The 20,908-nt window shown below is 60.3% G+C and carries 19 protein-coding genes; 11 read left to right on the top strand and 8 right to left on the bottom strand.

The features are described from left to right. Positions 1-53 precede the first annotated feature (53 nt). The 4 genes from AKV04_RS19245 to AKV04_RS19230 are packed head-to-tail and all read right to left on the bottom strand — an operon-like array spanning position 54 to position 4,183. Positions 54-683 (bottom strand): ATP-binding cassette domain-containing protein, encoded by a 630-nt coding sequence (locus AKV04_RS19245; protein ID WP_054008019.1) that lies wholly within the window; start codon positions 681-683, stop codon positions 54-56. Continuing rightward, positions 680-2,341, bottom strand: coding sequence for an ABC transporter permease (locus AKV04_RS19240; protein WP_054008018.1), 1,662 nt, complete (start codon positions 2,339-2,341; stop codon positions 680-682). The genes AKV04_RS19245 and AKV04_RS19240 overlap by 4 nt, the downstream gene beginning before the upstream one ends. After that, on the bottom strand, positions 2,338-3,522 hold the full coding sequence (locus AKV04_RS19235) for an ABC transporter substrate-binding protein (RefSeq protein ID WP_054008017.1): 1,185 nt from the start codon (positions 3,520-3,522) through the stop codon (positions 2,338-2,340). Before AKV04_RS19235 ends, AKV04_RS19240 begins: the two co-directional genes overlap by 4 nt. A 55-nt stretch (positions 3,523-3,577) precedes the next feature. Then, positions 3,578-4,183 carry a CDP-alcohol phosphatidyltransferase family protein gene (locus AKV04_RS19230; protein WP_054008016.1) on the bottom strand — a complete coding sequence of 202 codons (606 nt, stop codon included), beginning with the start codon at positions 4,181-4,183 and terminating at the stop codon, positions 3,578-3,580. Positions 4,184-4,360: 177 nt separating this feature from the next. Here AKV04_RS19230 and AKV04_RS19225 point away from each other — a divergent pair, with 177 nt between their 5' ends. The 3 genes from AKV04_RS19225 to AKV04_RS19215 all read left to right on the top strand — a co-directional run bounded on the left by AKV04_RS19225 (position 4,361) and on the right by AKV04_RS19215 (position 6,335). Then, a complete protein-coding gene (locus AKV04_RS19225) occupies positions 4,361-5,482 on the top strand; it encodes an acyltransferase family protein (RefSeq protein WP_162232915.1) in 1,122 nt (373 codons plus the stop codon). Between the two features lie 128 nt (positions 5,483-5,610). Next, on the top strand, positions 5,611-6,015 hold the full coding sequence (locus AKV04_RS19220; RefSeq protein ID WP_054008014.1) for a DUF2177 family protein: 405 nt from the start codon (positions 5,611-5,613) through the stop codon (positions 6,013-6,015). Beyond that, positions 6,012-6,335 (top strand): arsenate reductase family protein, encoded by a 324-nt coding sequence (locus tag AKV04_RS19215; protein WP_054008013.1) that lies wholly within the window; start codon positions 6,012-6,014, stop codon positions 6,333-6,335. The genes AKV04_RS19220 and AKV04_RS19215 overlap by 4 nt, the downstream gene beginning before the upstream one ends. A gap of 34 nt (positions 6,336-6,369) precedes the next feature. Here the strand turns inward: AKV04_RS19215 and AKV04_RS19210 are convergent, their stop codons facing one another. Continuing rightward, the gene (locus AKV04_RS19210) at positions 6,370-6,576 is read right to left on the bottom strand and encodes a cold-shock protein (RefSeq protein ID WP_054008012.1); all 207 of its coding nucleotides are present in this window, start codon (positions 6,574-6,576) and stop codon (positions 6,370-6,372) included. 149 nt (positions 6,577-6,725) lie between these two features. Here AKV04_RS19210 and AKV04_RS19205 point away from each other — a divergent pair, with 149 nt between their 5' ends. After that, positions 6,726-7,082 (top strand): hypothetical protein, encoded by a 357-nt coding sequence (locus AKV04_RS19205; RefSeq protein ID WP_054008011.1) that lies wholly within the window; start codon positions 6,726-6,728, stop codon positions 7,080-7,082. Positions 7,083-7,279: 197 nt separating this feature from the next. Here the strand turns inward: AKV04_RS19205 and thrS are convergent, their stop codons facing one another. Beyond that, entirely contained in the window at positions 7,280-9,226 is a 1,947-nt protein-coding gene (gene thrS, locus AKV04_RS19200; protein WP_054008010.1) for a threonine--tRNA ligase, read from the bottom strand. 125 nt (positions 9,227-9,351) lie between these two features. Between thrS and AKV04_RS19195 the strand changes: the two genes are divergently transcribed. Beyond that, positions 9,352-10,107, top strand: coding sequence for an alpha/beta hydrolase (locus tag AKV04_RS19195; RefSeq protein WP_054008009.1), 756 nt, complete (start codon positions 9,352-9,354; stop codon positions 10,105-10,107). Continuing rightward, entirely contained in the window at positions 10,107-10,823 is a 717-nt protein-coding gene (locus AKV04_RS19190; RefSeq protein WP_054008008.1) for an alpha/beta fold hydrolase, read from the top strand. Before AKV04_RS19195 ends, AKV04_RS19190 begins: the two co-directional genes overlap by 1 nt. Positions 10,824-10,873: 50 nt before the next feature. Here AKV04_RS19190 and phaZ read toward each other — a convergent pair whose 3' ends face one another. Then, positions 10,874-12,343 (bottom strand): polyhydroxyalkanoate depolymerase, encoded by a 1,470-nt coding sequence (gene phaZ / locus AKV04_RS19185; RefSeq protein ID WP_082351745.1) that lies wholly within the window; start codon positions 12,341-12,343, stop codon positions 10,874-10,876. Positions 12,344-12,447: 104 nt separating this feature from the next. Between phaZ and phaC the strand changes: the two genes are divergently transcribed. From phaC to AKV04_RS19160, 5 genes are all read left to right on the top strand, one after another. Beyond that, positions 12,448-14,253, top strand: coding sequence for a class I poly(R)-hydroxyalkanoic acid synthase (phaC, locus tag AKV04_RS19180; RefSeq protein ID WP_054008007.1), 1,806 nt, complete (start codon positions 12,448-12,450; stop codon positions 14,251-14,253). A 154-nt stretch (positions 14,254-14,407) separates the two neighbouring features. Continuing rightward, a complete protein-coding gene (locus AKV04_RS19175) occupies positions 14,408-14,863 on the top strand; it encodes a hypothetical protein (RefSeq protein WP_054008006.1) in 456 nt (151 codons plus the stop codon). Positions 14,864-14,995: 132 nt separating this feature from the next. After that, positions 14,996-15,550 (top strand): polyhydroxyalkanoate synthesis repressor PhaR, encoded by a 555-nt coding sequence (gene phaR / locus AKV04_RS19170; protein ID WP_054008005.1) that lies wholly within the window; start codon positions 14,996-14,998, stop codon positions 15,548-15,550. Between the two features lie 15 nt (positions 15,551-15,565). Beyond that, on the top strand, positions 15,566-16,513 hold the full coding sequence (locus AKV04_RS19165) for a LysR family transcriptional regulator (protein ID WP_054008004.1): 948 nt from the start codon (positions 15,566-15,568) through the stop codon (positions 16,511-16,513). 64 nt (positions 16,514-16,577) lie between these two features. Continuing rightward, complete coding sequence (locus AKV04_RS19160; protein ID WP_054008003.1) at positions 16,578-17,099, top strand: PhnA domain-containing protein; 522 nt, start codon at positions 16,578-16,580, stop codon at positions 17,097-17,099. Between the two features lie 156 nt (positions 17,100-17,255). Here the strand turns inward: AKV04_RS19160 and AKV04_RS19155 are convergent, their stop codons facing one another. Then, entirely contained in the window at positions 17,256-20,696 is a 3,441-nt protein-coding gene (locus AKV04_RS19155; RefSeq protein WP_054008002.1) for a pyruvate carboxylase, read from the bottom strand. Between the last annotated feature and the right edge of the window lie 212 nt (positions 20,697-20,908).

Raw genomic sequence — 20,908 nt, 5'->3', positions numbered from 1 at the left:
AATATCCTCGGGGTCCGGGGGCGAGCCCCCCGGGGTGTCCCACAATCCAACCCTCACAAAACCACCACCGCCCCGCCAGCCTCCGCCGCATCCTCGGGATCATGCGTCACCATCAAGGTCGCAATGCCGCGTGCGCGCAGATGGCCGAACAAGAACCGCCGCATCTCACCGCGCAAACCCGCATCCAGCTTGGAAAACGGCTCATCCAACAGCAAGGCCAAAGGCTCGGCCAACAGCGCCCGCATCAAAGCCGCCCGCGCCCGCTGTCCACCGGATAGCGTCGCGGGGTCACGCATATACATGTCCTGCAGCCCCGCTTGCGCCAAAGCCGCCTCCACTGCCGCCCGCCGCATTGCCCGGCCCCTCACCGCAGCAGGTAGCCCAAACGCCAGATTGTCCCCCAGCGACAAATGCGGAAACAGCAGCGCGTCCTGAAACATCACCCCGATCCGCCGCGCCTCGGCGGGCAGGGTGGTCATATCGCGGCCCTGCACCAGCACGCGGCCCGTGCAGGAAAACCCATGCGCCAGATGGCCGCCAATCGCATCCAGCAGGGTCGATTTGCCCACCCCCGACGGTCCCATCACCGTCGCCACCGCCCCACAGGCCACCTGTAATGACAAGGGCGCGAACAACGCCACCCCCCCACGCCGCACCGAAAGCTCCACCAGTTCCAGACTCATACTCCACCTCCGCGCAGATCACGCCTGTTGCGATGCCACCACGCCGGGATCAGCGCCGCCAGCGCATAGGCTGCAAAGGGCAGGGCGGCTTGCAGGCTGGCATACACCGCCGTCACCCGGCGATCTGAGCCCGACGACAACGTCACCGCCTCGGTCGTCAGTGTCGCAATCCGCCCCGCGCCCAAAAACAACGTCGGCAGATATTGCGCCACCGACACCGCCACGCCAATCGCGCCTGCGGTCATGATCGGGCCAAGCAACATCGGCAAGCGCAGTGTGAACAACCGCCGCCAGCGCCCCGCGCCCAAAGCTGCCGCCACCTGCAGCAACCGCGCATCCAAGGCCCGCCACGGCTCTGACAAGGCGATCATCACATAGGGAAACACGAACAAGGCCTGCGCCCAGACCACTGCTATGTAGCCGCCCGAGATGCCCGCCCGCAAAAACACCACGTTCAGCCCATAGAGAAACCCAATCTGCGGCATCAGCAGCGGCAGATAAATCAACGCCTCTGCCCAAGCCGCGCGCGTGAGGTCTTCTTCTGCCTCCAACCAGAACACCGCCAGCAGCAGCGACAGCATCACCGTCATCCCCGCCAAAATCAGCGTATTCATCAAGGCCTTACTCCACATCGCGCTCATCCAGAGCTCGCCAGACCAGCGTTCGGGCCAGATCATCGGATAAGACCACCGCCAGGTCAGCGACCACACCAGTAGCGACAGCAGCGCTGCCAAAGCTAACCCCATTAGCCCCCACACCCCAACCCGCGCCACCTGCAAACCCGGCGCCCAAGACACCCCCCGCCCGCCGCGCCGCAACCACCAGCGCCCGATCCCGCGCAGCACAACCTCCGCGCCCCAAAGCGCAGCAATACAGCCCACCACCAGCCCCGCTTGCAATAGCCCCCCCGCCGAGGCAGGCAGGATCATCGCCACATCGGCCGCATTGAACCAGCGCAGCACCGCCACCGCCAAAGTTGGCGGGTTCGACGGCCCCAGAATGATCGCCATATCCACCACTGACAGCCCGTAGGCCAGCACCACCCAAACCGGCAGCCGGATCAGCGGCCAAAGCTGCGGCAAGATCAGCTTGATCCACGCCAACCCCGGCCCATAGCCCATCGCCCGCCCCGCTGCGATGTGATGTGCCACCGGCAGTTGTGCCAGCCCCGACGCCATCACCAACAGCAAAAACGGCAGTTCCTTCACCACCAGCCCCAGCATCAGCGCCAGCCCCCAACCGTCATGCACTGTCGCCAGATCCGGCGGCGAAGCCCATCCCATCACCGGTGCCAAAACCCGCGCAATCCAGCCCGAGGGGGCCAAAACAAACGCCAACCCCACCGCCATCGCCGCGTGTGGTGTCGCCAGAAACGGGGCCAGCCAACGCATCCGCCCCGGCACGCTGGCACAAAACCCCATCGCCAAGGCCAGCGCGATCAGGGTCGAGCCCAGCCCCGTCACCAGCGTCAACCGCACACTACTCGCAAACCCCGGCTGGGCCAGCAGCATCCGCCACGGCTCCAACGACCATGCGCGTAGCCCCAGCGCCGGCAACACCCCAAAGGCCGCGCGCGCGGTTTCGGCCAATCCCACCACAATCGGCGCGATCAGCCCCAGCAATACCACCGCCAAAACCGCGCCGCGCAACTTGCTCATTTGGTGTAACGCTTGGCCCATTCCGCGACCAGCCGCGTCATCCAACTGGCATGAGGCTCCAGCAACACCGGCCCCAGATCCTCCAACGCGGGCAGGGCTGCAGCCTGCGGCAAAGCCGCAAACCCGGCCTTGCCCGCCGCATCCAACCGCGCTGGGTCCAGCACCGCAAACGAGCCCAAAACCGTAATATCCTGCATATGCGCTTGCGTGGCGGGCTCTAGCAAAAAGTTTGCCACCACCTCGGCCCCCGCCGCATGGGCCGCATTGTAGGGGATCGCCACGAAGCTGATATTGCCAATACTGCCCGCTTTCGGCACGAACACCCGCGCGGTCTCGGGCAATGTCCCTTCGGCAATCGCCGCCGCGGTCGAGGCCGGATCAAACGACATCGCAATATCGACCTCGCCATCATTCAGCATCTGGCTCTGCACCTCACCACTGGCCGGAAAGGTCGCCCCGCCTTGCCACAGGTTCGGCCGCAACGCGTCATACCACGCCCACAAAGGAGCAGTCGCCGCAGCAAAAGCCGCCTCGGTCACCGGCTGCTGCAACACGCCCGCATCGGGTGCCAGCTCAATCAACGCCTGCTTCAGAAACGTCGCCCCCATGAAGTTCGACGGGTCTGGATGCGTCATCCGCCCCTTATGCACCGCCGCCCAATCGACAAACCCAGCCATATCCGCTGGCACATCCGCCACCTTGGCGCTGTCATAGCTGAACACAAACTTAGCCAGCCGCCACGGGCTTTCCATGCCCTCGACCGGCACGGTAAAATCCACCGAAGTCGCCGAACCAGCCCCCAGATCAAGATATTTCGCGTTCGGCAACCCCGCCACAAACGGCCCGTGCAGTAAACCCTGCTCTTTCATCGCCAGAAAATTCGGCCCGTTGATCCAAATCAGATCGACCGAGCCATCCGTATCCTGCCCCGCCGCTTTCTCGGAAATCACCCGCGTCACCGCCTCCGCCGTGTCGGTCAGCTTCACCTGCTCAACCTTCACACCATACAGCGCCTCGGTCTGCGTGCCGACCCAAGCGATAAACGCGTTGGTGCGCGCATCGCCACCCCAAGCGTTGAAATACACCGTCTGGCCCTTCGCTTCGGCCAAAGTCTGCGCCCAATCAGCAAGCGCAGGGGTGGCAAACAGCAGCCCAAGGGCGGCGATCAGCGGCAGTTTCATGGCAACTCCAGTATCATAAATTCATATCATATCAGCACGATATAGCCCGCGCGCCTCACGCGGCAAAGGCCTGCCAGCCCATCCGCCAGCGCAACGCCGTGGTCAGGCAACAGGCAAGCGCATAGCCATAAGCCAGAACGGCAAACCACGCCGGAAACAACGCCATCGCGGCAAAGATCGCAATGGTTTCAAAGCCCTCGGTCAAGCCGCCGAGATAATAAATCCCCTTGCTGGGATAGTCCGCCGCCGTCAAACCGCGCCGCGCCGCAATGCTGGCAAAGGCCAGAAACGATGATCCGGTGCCGACAAAACTGGCGATCAGCACGGCGGCGGGCAGGGCATTGCCCCCCGGATCAGCCAAAGCAAACCCCAGTGGAAACAGCGCGTAAAACACGAAATCCAGCGCAATATCCAAAAACGCCCCGCGATCCGTCGGCCCGATAAGCCGCGCAACAGCACCATCCAAGCCATCCGCCACCCGGTTCAGCACCAGCAAAACCAGCGCCAGTCGATAAAACCCGAACGCCAAGGCAGGCACCGCCAGCGCGCCCAAAGCAAACCCGACGAGCGAGACTTGATCCGCCGTGACCCGGCGCGCAAGCCCGCGCGCGGGCCGTTGCAACAGCCTGTGCTGCAACGGCAAAAGTTTGGCGTCGATCATGCGTGCCCCCATATTTCGTCGCCAGCATAGGAGGTTACGTCGATCCGCCGAACGTTTTTCACACCAATGCCAAAAACGTGAGCATTTTGCGCGATTGCCGCGAAATCGCCCTCTCTCAGGGGGGGTAAATGCGCTACACACCCGTGACCGATTTGCCAGTCATCACCGGAGTTGCCCGTGCTACCATTGGACCGAGCCACCAATCCCAGCCTGCGTGCGCTTGAAGCTCTGCGCGGCTATGCCTCGGTCGTTGTGGTTTTGCACCATTTCGCCTTGGGGTTCTTGCCCGCGTTCAAGGCCCAAATGTCTCGGGGCTTGCCCGCTTACAGCTTGGGCTGGCTGCTCAACGGCACCGGAGCGGTCTATGTGTTCTTCTTGCTGTCGGGCTTTGTGTTGACGCTGAAGTATTTCGAAAGCGGCGAAGCCAAAGGGCTGATCGGTGCCGCAATCAAGCGCTTGCCCCGGCTGTGGCCACCCGCCGCTTATGGGGTCTTGCTGGGCTATATCGCCCTGCGGTTTCAGTTGAATTACAATGGCGAAGCGGCGATTTTGGCCGGGTCTGACTGGTTGGAAAAATTCGCCTATACCGATCAAACCCAAGACATCAGCCTGCTGCGTGCGGTGAAAGAAAGCATCACGGTGTTTCTGCGCTATCGCACTTTGCAGTTCAATTCGAACCTATGGACCATGGTTGTCGAATTCTATGGCAGTCTGCTTGCGCTGTTTGCGGCCTTCGCATTGGCAGGTCTGTTCCGCCCCCGTGTTTTGGCGCATAAACGGCAGTGCCTCATCAAAGCGGGCCTGATGTTGGCTGTGATTGCGGTCAATCTGATGATTCCGCACGGATATGGCTGGACGTTCACCGTCGGGGCCGGGCTGGCCTACGGCTACAGCCACCGCTATTTTTTGCCAAAACCGCTGGCGATTTGCATGGGTGTGCTGGGGTTGATCTTGGTTGGCTCTCCGGTTGCCGGACAGTCGATGCTGGGTGCGGCTTTGATCGTGCTGTGCGTCACCACGCCCAGTGCCACGCCGGGGTTTTTGCTCGGGCGGATCGGTCAGTTGTGCGGCCGCTGGTCCTTCCCGCTCTACATCAGCCACACCATCGGCGTGCTAACCCTTGGCAGCTTCGTTTATGTGAACGCCGCCAGCCTTGGCGCACCGCTGCAACTGATCGCCGCTTTCATCGCCACCTGGGCTTTCGCCATCACCTTCGCCTATCCGGTTTTGCGCTGGGAGGCGTGGTATCTGCCACGACTAAATGGCCAAATCCGGCGGCTGTTTGCGGACAAACCTTAATTTTTCGTTAAAACGACCCAGTTAACGCCTTGATATTAAACGCATCCAAAAGGTCCCGAGTTGGGACCCTCCGAAAACCCCTCGCCAAACTCACCCCGCAGCCTACCTTCCGGCCAAAGGAGAGCCCCATGCAAATCGCAACCCTCTATATCCTGACCGCGCTGATCTTCCTGATCCTCGATTCGGTGATGCTGACCCTCCACATGCAGCCGTTGTTCCGCCGCCACCTCGGCGATCAACTGCTGCCCGAAATCCGCTACCTCCCCGCCGCCGCCTTCTACGCGGCCTATATCGCGGGCCTGTTGTACCTGATTTCAATCCCCGGCCTGAAATCCGACACCCCCGTCTTCCTGCCCGCCGCGATCTTGGGCGCGATGGCCTACGGCACCTATGAATTCACCAGCTACGCGGTTATGAAAGCCTGGAGCCCCGAGATGGTCGCGACTGACCTGATCTGGGGCACCTTCCTGACCGCCGCCTCGGCTTGGGGCGGGGTTGCTTTGACCAAGATGATATTCAAAGGCCTGCAATGATCCTCTACGGCATCTCCACCTGCGACACCTGCAAGAAAGCCCTGAAAGCGCTGGAGGCGGCGGGCAAATCTGTGACCTTCCGCGACGTCCGCGCGGAACCGCTTTCCGAGGCCGAGATCGACAAGATCGTGATGGAATTTGGTGATCGCGCGGTGAACAAGCAGTCCACCACCTATCGCGGTTTCAACGATTTCCTGAAAGCCTCGGACCCCGAGGCACAAATTGCAGCCCAACCGGCCGTGATGAAACGACCAGTGATTGAGGCCGATGGCAAATACTACCTCGGCTGGGATGACGCGGTGCAAGCGGCCCTGCTGTAAGGAAAACGGCCCCCTGAAGGGCCGCTTTCAAACCTTAAAGCAAGCGCAGATCGCCTGCGGATTCCTTGCCATCGCGACCAGATTGCAGCTCGAAGCCGATCTTCTGGTTGTCATTCAGGCCCTTCAGCCCGGCGCGCTCGACTGCCGAGATGTGAACGAAGATATCCTTCCCGCCATCATCGGGCGCAATAAAGCCGTAGCCCTTTGTGCTGTTGAACCATTTTACGGTGCCGGTTGGCATGCCGTCTCTCCTATCTCAACCCTCCCGAGGCGATATTACCCCGGGCCGTGCAATCCAGGTCTTCCGGGCCAAGCTAGGCGTTCAGAAAGTCTGTCGTCACTGATGAAATCATGCCAAACCTTAGGCGAAAATCAAGCACGGAGATTCGGGTGAGAAACGCTGCACTGACTTTAGGCTTGATTGGCGGCGTTTTGGCCATGATTGTTGGGTTTTTTGGCTATGGCTATACCGAGTTCGTGGCCAGCCACGACGCGATTGGCGATTTCGGCAACCAAGTCGATCATCCGATGGTGATCAAAATGGCCAGCTTTCTGGCCCCGATCCTTGCGATTGCAGGGGCGGCGATGGCGCGGTCGCAAAATATTCCAGCGGGGGTTTTGATGCTGGCCTCGGCGGTGGGGATCTATGTCGCCTTCGGATTCAACGTCTTCACGATGTTCCCGATTGCGATGTGCGGCCTTGGCGGCCTGTTGGCACTGGCCGCGCGGCAACCGGATACCCATTAAACAGGGGCCGCCTCGGGTGGTGGGAGGCGGATCAGAAGACGCGCTGGGCGCGCGATTTCCGCCGAGCGGAGCCACCACTCAGCGGCGCTGCCGGGTCTTGGATTTGCTCTTTCTGAAATACCCCCGCCGGAGGCTTGCGCGGTTTCGGCGGAAGCCTCCGGCGGGGATATTTAGACCAAGATGAAATTGAGCAGGTTTCAGTGCCCCGACGGCGGCAAAGCGGCAAAGCCAAACTCGGCCAAGGCCTGATCCAAGCTAAGCGTCTCGGTGCGGTTGTCACCCAAGCGGCGCACCGACACCGTGCGGTCTTCGACTTCTTTCATCCCGACCGCAAGGATCACCGGAACCTTGCCGACAGAATGCTCGCGCACCTTGTAGTTGATCTTTTCATTGCGGGTGTCAGCTTCTGCCAGTACGCCTGCTTTGATCAACGCGTTGGTGATCTCATGCACGAACGGGTCGGCATCGGACACAATCGAGGCCACCACGACCTGACGCGGCGCCAGCCAGAACGGCAGTTTTCCAGCGTAGTTTTCGATCAGAATACCGATAAAACGCTCGAATGAGCCGAGGATCGCGCGGTGTAGCATATAGGGGCGGTGCTTTGCGCCATCCTCGCCGACATATTCCGCATCCAGCCGCACCGGCAGGTTCGGATCAACTTGGAAGGTGCCGCATTGCCATTTGCGGCCAATCGCGTCGGTCAGTTTGAAATCCAGCTTCGGGCCATAAAACGCGCCTTCGCCCGGATCGACCTCATAGGACACGCCAGCAGCCTTGATCGCGGCCTCCAGCATGCCTTCGACCTTATCCCATGTCTCATCCGAGCCGATGCGCACATCCGGGCGGGTGGAGAATTTGATCTCAAAGCCGTCAAAGCCGAGGTCTTTATAGACGCTGGCCAGCAGTTTGATGAAGGCCTCGCACTCCGAGCCGATCTGATCCTCGGTGCAGAAGATATGCGCATCGTCTTGCGTAAAGCCCCGCACCCGCATCAGGCCATGCATGGAACCTGACGACTCATAACGGTGGCAGGAGCCGAACTCGGCCAGCCGCAGCGGCAGGTCGCGGTAGGATTTCAAACCTTGGTTAAAGATCTGCACATGGCAGGGGCAGTTCATCGGTTTCAGCGCGTTGATGCGCTTTTCTTTCGCGCCTTCCTCGTCCACCTCGACGATGAACATATTCTCGCGGTAGGCTTCCCAGTGGCCGGATTTCTCCCACAGCACCCGGTCAACCACTTGTGGCGTCTTGATTTCCTTGTAGCCAGCCGCTTTTTGACGCCCGCGCATATAGTCTTCCAACTGGCGGTAAACCGTCCAGCCATGCGGGTGCCAGAACACCATGCCGGGGGCTTCGTCCTGGATGTGGAACAGGTCCATCTCACGGCCCAGCTTGCGGTGGTCGCGCTTGGCGGCCTCCTCGAGCATGGTCATATGGGCTTTCAGATCATCACGGTTTTTGAACGCGAGGCCATAGATGCGCTGCAGCATCGGCCGCGACGCGTCGCCGAGCCAATAAGCACCCGCCACATGCGTCAGCTTGAAGGCGTCGGCAGGCACCTGACCCGTGTGGGCAAAGTGCGGTCCACGGCAGAAATCCTGCCAATGCCCGTGCCAATACATCCGCAGGTCTTCACCCTCGGGGATGCGGTTGATCAGTTCGATCTTGAACGGCTCGTTCTTGTCTTCGTAGAATTTGATCGCCCGGGCGCGGTCCCACACCTCGGTGCGGACGGGATCGCGGGCGTTGATGATCTGCTTCATCTTGGCTTCGATCTGGCCGAGGTCTTCCGGCGTGAACGGCTCGGCGCGGTCGAAATCATAAAACCAGCCGTAATCGCGCACAGGACCAATAGTGACCTTCACATCCGGCCAGATTTCCTGCACCGCGCGCGCCATGATGTGGGCGGCATCGTGGCGGATCAGCTCCAGCGCTTGGGCATCATCGGCCAAAGTGTGGATGGCGATGCTGGCATCGCTGTGGATCGGCCACTGCAGGTCGTAATGCGCGCCGTTGACCGTGGCGGAGATGGCTTTCTTCGCCAGACCCGGTGCGATGGACATAGCCACCTCGGCAGCCGTCACGCCGGCGGCGTAATCGCGCTTATTGCCATCAGGGAACGTCAGGGAAATCTGGGACATTTCGTCCTCCTCGTCGTTTTGGCGCCTACGAAACGCCCGGTTGCGGGTTATGTGAGCGGGGTTTTGCCTATCGCCCGTGGCCTTGTCAACCGCAGGCGGCTAAGGTGAAGAAAAAGTGAGGCAGCATGACCGAACCGCACCAGTTGACCACAAAGCAGGGCCGCCGGATTGCCTATCATTTCACCAAGGGGCAGGGGCCTTGCGTGGTGTTTTTGGGCGGTTTCAAATCGGATATGACCGGGACCAAGGCGGTGTATTTGCAGGATTGGGCTGAGGCTGCTGGGCGTAGCTTTCTGCGCTTGGACTATTCCGGGCATGGAGTTTCCTCGGGTGATTTTCTCGACGGCGCGATTGGCGATTGGTTCGAGGATGCTTTGGCGGTGATAGAGGCGGTCACTTCGGGGCCGCTGGTGCTGGTGGGCTCGTCGATGGGCGGCTGGATTTCGCTGCTGGTGGCCAAGGCGATCCCAGTGCGGATTGTCGGTCTGGTCGGCATCGCTGCGGCACCTGACTTTACCGAAGACAACATGTGGGCGGATTTCACCGACGCGCAACGTGCTAATATCATGGACAAAGGCCAGATCGGCTTGCCGTCGGACTATGCCGACAGCCCCTATATCATCACCCGCCGCCTGATCGAGGAGGGTCGCAATCGGCTGGTTCTGCGCACGGCTTTGCCGCTGAATTTCCCCACCCGCTTGCTGCAAGGCACCGCTGATATTGACGTGCCGCCCTCGGTCGCGCTGCGTCTGCTGGATCACGCCACGGGCGAGGATATCCGCCTGACCTTGGTGAAAGGGGCCGATCACCGCTTTTCCACCCCCGCTTGCCTTGCCTTAATCACTGACGCCATCGCCGATGTGCTGAAGGCCACAAACTGATGCCGCATCCCGAACCCTTGGTACTGATCCCCGGCCTGATGGCCGATGCGCGGCTGTTTTTGCCGCAGATGGTGCGCTTAGGGGCGGCGCGGGCGATGCAGGTGGTGTTGCCGACCAAGGGCGAGACGGTGGAGCAGATGTCAGAGGCCGTCCTGCCCGGCCTGCCCGAGAAATTCGCGCTGTTGGGGCATGGCTTGGGCGGCGATATTGCGCTGGATCTGATCCGGCGGGTGCCAGATCGCGTCACCCGTGTGGTGCTAATGGCGACCGATCCTTTGTCGGAACCGCCACAAGCCGCCGCTGCCCGCGAAGCCCGGATTGTCGCCGCGAAATCGGGGCGCTTGGCCGAGGCGATGCGGCAGGAGATTCCGCTTTCGGCGATTGTCGAGGCCGATTGGCGCGACGAGATCATGGCCTTGGTGCAGGATATGGCGTTGGGCTTGGGCGAGGGTGTGTTCCTGCGCCAATCCCGCGCTTTGCAACGCCGCCCGGATCAGCAGAAAACCATGCGGCGAGTGAAGCTGCCGGTGTTGGTGATCGCAGGCGAAGCCGATACATTGGTGCCGATGCGCAGGCAGGAATTCACTGCCAATCTGATGCCCTATGGCAAACTGTTGGTGATCGAGGCCGCCGGGCATTTGGCGAGTTTGGAGCAGCCCGAGGTGGTGTCCAAGGCCATTGAGGAATTCCTCGCCGGGCCGATGATGCTGCGATAGGAAAAAGGCCCGAAGGTTTCCCCTCGAGCCTTTGTTGCAATAACAAGTCGTTAGCGCCTGGACTTTACCGAAGACAGTCGGGTGACGTTCGCGGCTGAGGTGACGGGTGTTTCGGCAACTGGTGCTGCGACAACGGGTGTTTCGGCAACCGGCTCTACTGCAACGGGCGCTGCGACAACCGGCGCTGCAGCAGCAGGCTCTACTGCAACAGGTGCTGCGACAACAGGTTCTTCAATATCTGCTGCTGCAATCGGTGCTGGTGCCACGGGCGCTTGGACAACGGGTGCTGCCCCCGAATTGGCGTCGATGAACGACAACACCAACGGCCGGATGTTCAGCCGCCAGCTTTTGCCAGCGAAGATGCCGTAATGGCCCGCGCCGGGCTCAAGGTGTTGCGCCTTCTTGCTGTCAGGCAGTCCGGTCAGCATATCCAGCGCGGCGACGCATTGGCCGGGGGCGGAAATGTCATCATTCTCGCCCTCAACCGTCATGACCGCAACGCGTGTGATCGCCCCGATATCGACCTTTTTGCCCGCAACGATGAATTCATTCTTCGCAATCTCACGGTTCTTGAAGATCCGCTCGACGGTGGAAAGGTAGAATTCGGCGGTCATATCCATCACCGCCAGATATTCGTCGTAAAAGCGGTTATGCGCGTCGTGATCCGAGGCATCACCCTGCGCCACCCGCATGATCTGATCGCTGAACGCTTTCGAGTGCCGCTCAGAATTCATCGACATGAAGCTTTGCAGTTGCAGCAAACCCGGATAGACCAACCGGCCGACGCCTTTGTATTTGAAGCCGACGCGCTGGATCGCGATCTGCTCCAACTGGCCCATGGTGATTCGGCGGCCAAAGTCGGTCACATCGGTCGCGGCCGCATCGGGGTCAATAGGCCCGCCGATCAGGGTTAGCGAGCGCGGCTGTGCATCGGGCTCTTCCGCCGCAAGATAGGCAGTCGCTGCCAAGGTCAGTGGCGCTGGCTGACACACCGCAATCACATGGGTATCAGGGCCGAGTGCCCGCATGAACTCGACCAGATACAGCGTGTAATCTTCAATATCGAACTTGCCTTCCGACACCGGAATGTCGCGGGCATTGTGCCAATCTGTGATATAGACATCGGCGTCTGGCAGCAGGCTGGACACGGTCGAACGCAGCAGTGTGGCATAATGTCCCGACATTGGGGCCACCAGCATCACTTTGCGGGCCATTGGCGCACGGCGGCGCACTTTGAACTGCATCAGGCTGCCAAAAGCACGCTCCACCACCGGCACCACATCAACCAAATGGTCTTGCGCATCGGGCCCCGGAATTGAGCGGATGCCCCAATCGGGCTTGACCACCATGCGGCCAAAGCTGCGTTCGGTCACCTCGCCCCAAGCTGCCATCATGTTCAGCATCGGGTTCATCGTCATCGAAAACGCCGGATAGGATGCCATCGCGCGTGCAGTGGCGCCCATCCACTCATTGGTGTTACGAATACTTTCCATAAGGTCGTAGGTCGCCATATACTTCATCACGACTCCTTGCGGGGATAGGGCCCCGGCCCAATCGTCGTCAGGCCCTCGCGGCGGGGCGACGTTATGCTGCACAGCAGAAAGAATAGGGGTTAAAAATTAACATGACAACCGAAGACACTGCTGCAGGTGCAAAATTAGAGAAGATGACTGCTAATCTTGCCAAAATTGAAGCGTTGTCAGCGCGTCTCATGGCCGCTTTAGCGCAGAAAAAACCCTCCGACCCCGGTGTGCAGGGGCCGGGGCAAGACATGTATATGAAAGCCGCCGCCGCCTATCTGGCCGGAATGATGCAGAATCCGGCGAAAGTGCTGGAGCATCAGGTCGCCTATTGGGGCAAAACGATGAAGCATTATGTCGAGGCGCAGCAGGCCTTGGCATCGGGTGAGTTGAAAGCCCCCGCCGACCCCGGTCCGAAAGATCGCCGCTTTGCCAATCCGCTCTGGGATACCCATCCGGCGTTCAACTATCTGAAACAGCAGTATTTGTTCAACGCCGAGGCCGTGCAGAATGCCGTCGGCGATATGGAATCCATCGACCCCGGCGACAAAAAACGCGTCGAGTATTTTACCAAGCAGATCGTCGATATGCTGTCGCCGACCAATTTTCTGGGCACCAACCCCGATGCTTTGGAAAAAGCGGTGGCGACCGACGGCGAAAGCCTTGTGCGCGGTCTGGAGAACCTCGTTGCCGACATTGAGGCCAACAATGGCGAACTCGCGGTGACATTGGCCGACCGCGAGGCGTTTGTGTTGGGCGAAAATATTGCCACCACGCCGGGATCAGTGGTGTTCCGCAACCGGATGCTGGAACTGATCCAGTACAGCCCCACCACCGAAACGGTTTTTCAAACCCCGCTGCTGATCTTCCCGCCATGGATCAACAAATTCTATGTGATGGATCTGAAGCCGCAAAACTCGCTGATCAAATGGATCGTCGATCAGGGCTTCACGCTGTTCATCGTCTCATGGGTCAACCCGGATGCGTCCTATGCCGATGTCGGCATGGATGATTACATCCGCGAAGGTTACCTCACCGCAATGGCCGAAGTGCGCCGCATCACCGATCAGAAACAGATCAATGCGGTCGGCTATTGCATCGCAGGCACCACGCTGAGCCTGACGCTGTCGCATCTCCACCGCGCAGGCGACACCTCGGTAAAATCCGCGACCTTCTTCACCATGCTGACCGATTTCTCTGATCCGGGTGAGGTCGGCGTTTTCCTCGACAATGATTTCCTTGATGGCATCGAACGCCAAAGCCTTGCCGATGGTATGCTCTCAAAAACCTTCATGAGCCGCACCTTCAGCTATCTGCGCTCGAATGACCTGATCTACGGTCCGGCGATCAAGAGCTATATGATGGGCGAGGCTCCCCCGGCGTTTGATCTGCTTTATTGGAACGGCGACGGCACCAATCTGCCCTGCAAAATGGCGATCGAATATCTGCGCGGGCTTTGCCAGGATGATGGTCTGGCCCGAGGCACTTATAAGGTCTTCGGCCATAACGTCAGCCTGAAGGATATCCAAATTCCGGTCTGCGCCATTGCCTGTGAAACCGACCATATCGCGCATTGGCGCGGCAGCTTTAACGGCTTCAAGCAGATGGGGTCGACCGACAAAACCTTCATCGTCTCGCAATCGGGCCATGTCGCGGGCATCATCAACCCGCCCTCGAAAGGCAAATACGGCCATTACACCAATGCGGGCCCCGTTGCAGGCGCACCGGATGACTGGATGGCAAGTGCCACCTTCAACAGCGGCAGTTGGTGGCCGCGGTGGGGGACATGGCTCGCCGCACAAGCGGGGGGGCAGGTGCCCGCCCGCATCCCAGGTGATTCGGTCCATCCGGTGCTTTGCGCCGCACCAGGCACCTATGTGTCGCAACAGCCAGATTCGCCAAAAGGTTGAGTTTGCAAGACTTTCCGTAAGGTAAGCCTGCGCGCGCCCTGCGACACTGTCATTGCCGCGTTGCAGAAAATTCACTTGCAATGCTGCACTGCAGCATTTATATCTGGCTCATCGAAAAGCGGGGCTGTCTCCCGCACACCTGTAGGAGCATACAATGACCAACGCGAATGACTTCACCAAAGTTATGCAGGACATGATGGCAAAGTTCCCGGTAGACGCTTCGGCGTTCCAGAACGCTTTCAAAACCCAAGCAGCTTTTGGCGAGAAACTGTCGAAAGTGGCTCTGGAAGCTGCTGAAAAATCGACCGAAATCTCGTCCAAATGGGCAAAAGAGACCATCGCCAAGCTGTCGGGCGCTGCCAAAGCTAAATCCGAGCCGGCTGACTACACCAAAGCCGTGACCGACTTTGCTTCGGCTGCTGCCGAACTGGCTTCGGAAAACATGGCTGCTTTCGCTGAAGTGGCGAAAAAAGTGCAGATGGAAACCGTTGAACTGATGCTGGCTGCTGGCAAAGACGTTTCGGCTGAAGCTTCGGCTGTTGTCAAAAAAGCCACCGACGAAGTGACCGCTGCGACCAAAAAAGCCACCGCGGCGACCGCTGCCAAGTAATCCGCAAGGATAGCGCATCCCAATTTCCTCCCTAAGTGGGGATGTGCAGGGCGGGCCATTGTGCCCGCCCTTTCTTTTTATGCTGCACTGTCCTAGACTTTCTCTGCACTGCAATATCTCGGGGAGAGAACTATGGCCGAACCTGCTAAGCCGCTGTTGATCAAGCGCTATGCCAGCCGTCGTCTCTATAACACCGAGACGTCTGATTACGTCACGCTTGAAGACATTGCGGGCTTCATCCGCGCGGGCCGCGAGGTGCAGATTGTCGATCTGAAATCCGGTGATGACCTGACCCGGCAATATCTGTTGCAGATCGTCGCGGAACACGAATCCAAGGGCGACACCGTTCTGCCGACCAATGTGCTGACCGATCTGGTGCGCAGCTACACCACCAACATTCAATCCGTGGTGCCGCAATTTCTCGCCGCCAGCTTTGAGATGCTGCGTGATGGTCCCACCAAGGTCATCGAGAACATGAACGCGATCCCGAATCCGCTGACCGCGATGCCGGGGTTTGATCTGATGCGCAAGCAGCAAGAAGCCTTCATGAAAACCATGATGGGCGGCGTTCCGGGCTGGGCAGGCTCTGGCCCCGCCAAGGAAGACGCAGCGCAAGACCCGGCCGAGGAATTGGCCGAGATCAAAAAGCAATTCGCCGAGCTGCAGAAAAAGCTGTCGAAGCTGTAAATGCCCGTATTATAGATGGCTGAACAACAAGGTCGCGTCACGCTTTGGGGGATCGAGGTTTTCCTCGCCGTCGCCGAAGAAGGCGCGATTTCTGCGGCTGCGAAACGCTTGGGGGTCAGCCCTTCGGCGATCAGCCAGCAGTTGACCGGGCTGGAAACCGCCTTGGCGGCGGTGCTGCTGGATCGCTCCGCCCGCCCGATGCGGCTGACGCCAGCGGGCGCGATGTTTCGCCGCCACGCCCAAACCATCCTCAACGCCGAAGCAGAGGCCCGCGCCGATCTGGCGGTGGCCGACCTTTCCGGCCTCACCACGCTGCGGCTGGGCATGATCGAAGATTTCGACGCCGAGGTGACGCCCAGTCTTTTGTCAGCCTTGGCGGGGGAGCTCAAAGGCTGTCGTTTCCTGCTGGAAACCGGGGCCAGCCACCGCCTGCTGGATCAGCTGGAAACCCGATCACTGGATATTGTCGTCGCCGCTGATCTCGACTCCGACACCGCCGATCAAGGCTGGCGCGAGGTGCATCCGCTGCTGGCCGAACCCTTCCTCGCCATCACCCCAAAAGGTCGCAGCCATACCGATCTGCCCTTGATCCAATACACCGCCAGACATGTGATGGGCCGCCAGATCGCGGGCCATCTGGCGCGGCAAAACCTGCGGTTGGCGCATCGCTTTGAACTCGACAGCTACCATGCGATCTTGGCAATGGTCGCGGGCGGGCAGGGCTGGACGATCCTGACACCGCTGGCGCTGCACCATGCCGCCCGTTTTCACGCGGCGATCGACGTCGCCCCGCTGCCGTTTGAACCCCTGCAACGCACCCTCTCGCTTTCCGCCCGCGAAGGCGTGCTGCGTGAGATGCCGCGCCAGATTGCCAGTCGTCTGCGCGGCTTGATCGCGGCGCAAATCGTCGCCCCCGCGCAGGCGGAATGGCCTTGGCTGGGCGAGACGCTGCGGGTGCTCTGACCCGCTTTGTGCTGGCCTTTGCTGGATGCGGGGTCTAGGGCTGGAGGAAACCAAAGGATATATCATGGCACTTTCCGATCTTCTGGCCCGCGCGGGCAATGCTTGTGAATTCTGCGGCGCAACAGCCGATCTGGCTGCGGTCGATGTGCCGCCTGCGGGTGAGGTGGCACTTTGCCCCGCCTGCCGCGAAGATGTGCCCGCCGATGCCTCGCATTGGCGCTGTCTGGAGGGTGCCGCTTGGTCGGCAGAGCCTGCGGTGCAATTGGCGGTCTGGCGCAAACTCGGGCAGTTGGCCGAGCCTTGGGCGGTTGAGGCGCGCGAGGGCATGATGTTGTCGGATGAGGTGCAGGGCTGGACGGAAGTTGCCGCCAGTGTCGAACATCGCGACAGCAATGGGGTTTTGTTGGCCCACGGTGATTCCGTGATGTTGATCAAGGATCTGGTGGTGAAGGGCGCGAATTTCACCGCCAAGCGGGGCACTGCGGTGCGGCGGATTTCTTTGGTGGCGGACAATCCCGAGCAGATTGAAGGCCGGGTTGAGGATCAGCGGATCGTGATCTTGACGGCGTTTGTGAAGAAGATTTAGGGCGGTCCCAACTCGGGACCTTTTTGATATGAAGTAATATCAATATCTTACAAGTCGAGATTCAGACTTTCTTAACGTTTGAACGCATAAACCCCGCACCATCTGGCGCGGGGTTTCATGTTAGGGAACACGATTTTTCTCAAAAATCGGCCGGGTTCATTCCAACTCGACCAGCAGATCCTTAGCATCAATCTGGCTGCCCGGATGCACATGCAACGCCTTCACCACTGCGGCGCGGTCGGCGTGGATGCCGGTTTCCATCTTCATCGCCTCAATCGTCAGCAGCAAATCGCCCGCGCTGACTTTCTGGCCGGCCACCACGGCGACAGATGCAATCGAGCCGGGCATCGGCGCGCCGATATGGCCCGGATTGCCCTCAACGGCTTTCGGCTTGGCCGCAACTTTCGCTTTGATCGCGCGGTTAGCCACCTTGATCACGCGGGGCTGACCGTTCAGCTCAAAGAACACCTTCACTTCGCCGTCATCGGTGGTCTCCCCCACCGCTTGCAGGCGAACTTCCAGCTTTTTGCCGGGGTCAATCTCGGCGGTGATTTCTTCGCCGGGGATCATGCCGTAAAAGAACGTCCGCGTCGGCAGCGTGCGCACCGGGCCGTAAGCCCTATGGCGGCCCATGTAATCGAGGAAGACTTTCGGATACATCAGGTAGCCGTTCAGATCCTCGTCGTCGATCTTGAAGCCGCCAAGTTCTTCGGACAGTTTCGCCCGCACCGCCGCTAGGTCAACGGGTGCCAAGCTTTCGCCGGGGCGGGCGGTTGAGGCGACTTCGCCCTTCAGCACCTTTTTGGAAATCCCCGCGGGCCAGCCACCATGCGGCTGGCCGAGGTTGCCTTTCAGCATATCGACCACCGACTCGGGGAAGGCGACGTCGATCTTCGGGTCTTCCACCTGCTTGCGGGTCAGACCTTGCGCCACCATCATCAGCGCCATGTCACCCACGACCTTCGACGAAGGCGTGACTTTCACGATATCGCCAAACATCTGGTTGGCGTCAGCGTAAGCCTGCGCCACCTCATGCCAGCGTTCTTCGAGGCCCAGCGAGCGCGCTTGAGCTTTCAGGTTGGTGAACTGACCGCCGGGCATCTCGTGCAGATAGACTTCCGAAGCCGGGGCGGGAATGCCGGATTCAAACGCCGCATATTGGCCGCGTACAGCTTCCCAATAGTTGGAGATCGAGCGGATCGCGGCCATATCCAGCCCCGTATCGCGGTCGGTGTGGCGCAGAGCCTCGACAATCGAGCCCAAGCAGGGCTGCGAGGTGCCGCCCGAGAACGCATCCATCGCCGCATCGACGCAATCGACGCCTGCATCCGACGCCGCAATGATCGTGGCTGCGGCTGCACCCGAGGTATCATGGGTGTGGAAGTGGATCGGCAAGCCGACCTCTTGCTTCAGCGTCTTGATCAGCAATTTGGCGGCGGCGGGTTTCAACAGCCCCGCCATATCCTTCAGCCCCAGCACATGCGCGCCTGCGGCTTTCAACTGTTTCGCGGTATCGACGTAGTATTTCAGGTTATATTTGGCGCGATCCGGGTCAAGCATATCGCCAGTATAGCAGACGGTGCCTTCGCAGACCTTGTTGGCCTCCAGCACCGCATCCATCGCGACGCGCATGTTTTCGACCCAGTTGAGTGAGTCGAACACCCGGAACACATCGACGCCGGTGCTGGCCGCCTGCTTCACAAACGCCTGCACCACATTGTCCGGATAGTTGGTGTAGCCGACGCCGTTAGAGGCGCGCAGCAGCATTTGCGTCATCACATTCGGCATCAATGCGCGCAGATCGCGCAGGCGCTGCCACGGACATTCCTGCAGGAAGCGGTAGGCGACATCAAAGGTCGCACCGCCCCAACATTCGACGCTGAAAAGCTGCGGCAGGTTGGCGGCGTAGGCGGGGGCGACCTTGATCATATCGATCGAGCGCATGCGGGTGGCGAGCAGCGATTGGTGGCCGTCGCGCATGGTGGTGTCGGTCAACAGCAGCTTTTGCTGTTTGCTCATCCAGTCGGCAACGGCTTGGGGCCCGTGTTGTTCCAGCAGGTTGCGGGTGCCCATTGCTGGCTCGACCAAGGCTTTCGGGGCCTTTGGCGTGCGGGCCTCGGCATGGGGTTTGTTGCGGCCAGCGGTTTCGGGATGCCCGTTGACGGTGATATCCGCGATATAGGTCAGGATTTTCGTCGCACGGTCGCGGCGTTTCTTGAACTGGAACAGTTCGGGCGTCGTGTCGATGAATTTGGTGGTGTAGGTGTCATCGAGGAAGGTCGGGTGCTTCAGCAGGTTGATGACGAATTCGATGTTGGTCGAAACCCCGCGAATACGGAATTCGCGCAACGCCCGGTCCATCCGCGCGATGGCGGCTTTCGGAGTTTGGGCGGTGGCCGTCACTTTGACCAGCAGCGAATCGTAATAGCGGGTGATCACGCCGCCCGCGTAGGCCGTACCGCCATCCAGACGAATGCCATTGCCGGTGGCAGAGCGGTAGGCGGTCAGGCGGCCATAATCCGGGATGAAGTTGTTCTGCGGGTCTTCGGTGGTGACACGGCATTGCAGCGCGTGGCCGGTCAGGTGGATTTCTTCTTGGTTGGCCTTGCCCGTCGCTTCGGCCAGGGTTTTGCCCTCGGCAATCAGGATTTGCGCTTGCACGATGTCGATGCCAGTGACCTGTTCGGTGACGGTATGCTCGACCTGAACGCGCGGATTGACCTCGATGAAATAGAACTGCTGGTTGTCCATATCCATCAGGAATTCGACGGTGCCAGCGCATTCATAGCCGACATAGGCGCAGATCCGGCGACCGAGATCGCAGACCTCGGCGCGCTGGGCGTCGGTCAGGTAGGGGGCGGGGGCGCGTTCCACCACCTTTTGGTTGCGGCGCTGCACGGTGCAATCGCGTTCATAAAGGTGATAAATCGCGCCGTGCTTGTCGCCAAGGATCTGCACCTCGACATGCCGCGCGCGGATGATCATCTTTTCAAGGTAGCCTTCGCCGTTGCCAAACGCGGCTTCGGCCTCACGACGGCCTTCGCGGACCTTATCGACCAGCTCGGCTTCCGACAGAATCGGCCGCATGCCGCGACCGCCACCGCCCCATGAGGCTTTCAGCATCAAAGGATAGCCGACCGCTGCGGCCTCTTTCTTGATGGCGTCAAAATCATCGCCGAGAACTTCGGTGGCCGGAATCACCGGAACCCCTGCGGCCATCGCGACGCGGCGGGCCGAGGCTTTGTCGCCCAAGGCGCGCATGGTGTCGGCTTTCGGGCCGATAAAGGTGATGCCGGCCTGATCGCAGGCATCGACGAAATCAGGGTTTTCCGACAGCAAACCATAGCCGGGGTGGATCGCATCGGCACCACAGGCCCGCGCCACCCGGATGATCTCCGGGATCGAGAGATAAGCGCCGACCGGGGACAGGCCCTCACCGATCAGATAGGCCTCATCCGCTTTGAAACGGTGCAGGCTGAGTTTATCTTCCTCGGCATAGACGGCGACGGTCTTTTTGCCCATCTCATTGGCTGCCCGCATCACGCGGATAGCAATTTCGCCGCGGTTGGCGATGAGGATTTTCTTGAATTCGGTCATAAGGCTGCTCCGGGTAACGGGGGAGTGGGCGTGATCGAGTTCGTACACTAGCCACGCTGCGGTGCAGCGCAAGGGGCGGAAACGCCATGATATGACAGATTTGCGATATGTCGGGCGCTAACATCCGACCGTTGCAGAAGGGACGATTCGTTGCCTAAAAAATGGGCGATATGCGAAGATGGCGCGGGGTTTTTGGCAGAATGGCTGAAGCC

The sequence above is a fragment of the Cypionkella psychrotolerans genome (assembly GCF_001294535.1).
Lineage (GTDB): Bacteria > Pseudomonadota > Alphaproteobacteria > Rhodobacterales > Rhodobacteraceae > Cypionkella > Cypionkella psychrotolerans.
The sequence above is the reverse complement of the archived record's forward strand: the minus strand, read 5'-3'. Positions and strand labels throughout refer to the sequence as shown.

Coding starts and splice junctions, on each gene's coding strand:
- AKV04_RS19215 (WP_054008013.1), top strand. CDS start 6,012: ATGATCCTCTACGGCATCTCCACCTGCGACACCTGCAAGAAAGCCCTG.
- AKV04_RS19230 (WP_054008016.1), bottom strand. CDS start 4,183: ATGATCGACGCCAAACTTTTGCCGTTGCAGCACAGGCTGTTGCAACGG.
- phaC (WP_054008007.1), top strand. CDS start 12,448: ATGACAACCGAAGACACTGCTGCAGGTGCAAAATTAGAGAAGATGACT.
- AKV04_RS19245 (WP_054008019.1), bottom strand. CDS start 683: ATGAGTCTGGAACTGGTGGAGCTTTCGGTGCGGCGTGGGGGGGTGGCG.
- AKV04_RS19210 (WP_054008012.1), bottom strand. CDS start 6,576: ATGCCAACCGGCACCGTAAAATGGTTCAACAGCACAAAGGGCTACGGC.
- AKV04_RS19155 (WP_054008002.1), bottom strand. CDS start 20,696: ATGACCGAATTCAAGAAAATCCTCATCGCCAACCGCGGCGAAATTGCT.
- AKV04_RS19160 (WP_054008003.1), top strand. CDS start 16,578: ATGGCACTTTCCGATCTTCTGGCCCGCGCGGGCAATGCTTGTGAATTC.
- AKV04_RS19240 (WP_054008018.1), bottom strand. CDS start 2,341: ATGAGCAAGTTGCGCGGCGCGGTTTTGGCGGTGGTATTGCTGGGGCTG.
- AKV04_RS19175 (WP_054008006.1), top strand. CDS start 14,408: ATGACCAACGCGAATGACTTCACCAAAGTTATGCAGGACATGATGGCA.
- AKV04_RS19190 (WP_054008008.1), top strand. CDS start 10,107: ATGCCGCATCCCGAACCCTTGGTACTGATCCCCGGCCTGATGGCCGAT.
- AKV04_RS19220 (WP_054008014.1), top strand. CDS start 5,611: ATGCAAATCGCAACCCTCTATATCCTGACCGCGCTGATCTTCCTGATC.
- thrS (WP_054008010.1), bottom strand. CDS start 9,226: ATGTCCCAGATTTCCCTGACGTTCCCTGATGGCAATAAGCGCGATTAC.
- phaR (WP_054008005.1), top strand. CDS start 14,996: ATGGCCGAACCTGCTAAGCCGCTGTTGATCAAGCGCTATGCCAGCCGT.
- AKV04_RS19195 (WP_054008009.1), top strand. CDS start 9,352: ATGACCGAACCGCACCAGTTGACCACAAAGCAGGGCCGCCGGATTGCC.
- phaZ (WP_082351745.1), bottom strand. CDS start 12,343: ATGAAGTATATGGCGACCTACGACCTTATGGAAAGTATTCGTAACACC.
- AKV04_RS19165 (WP_054008004.1), top strand. CDS start 15,566: ATGGCTGAACAACAAGGTCGCGTCACGCTTTGGGGGATCGAGGTTTTC.
- AKV04_RS19235 (WP_054008017.1), bottom strand. CDS start 3,522: ATGAAACTGCCGCTGATCGCCGCCCTTGGGCTGCTGTTTGCCACCCCT.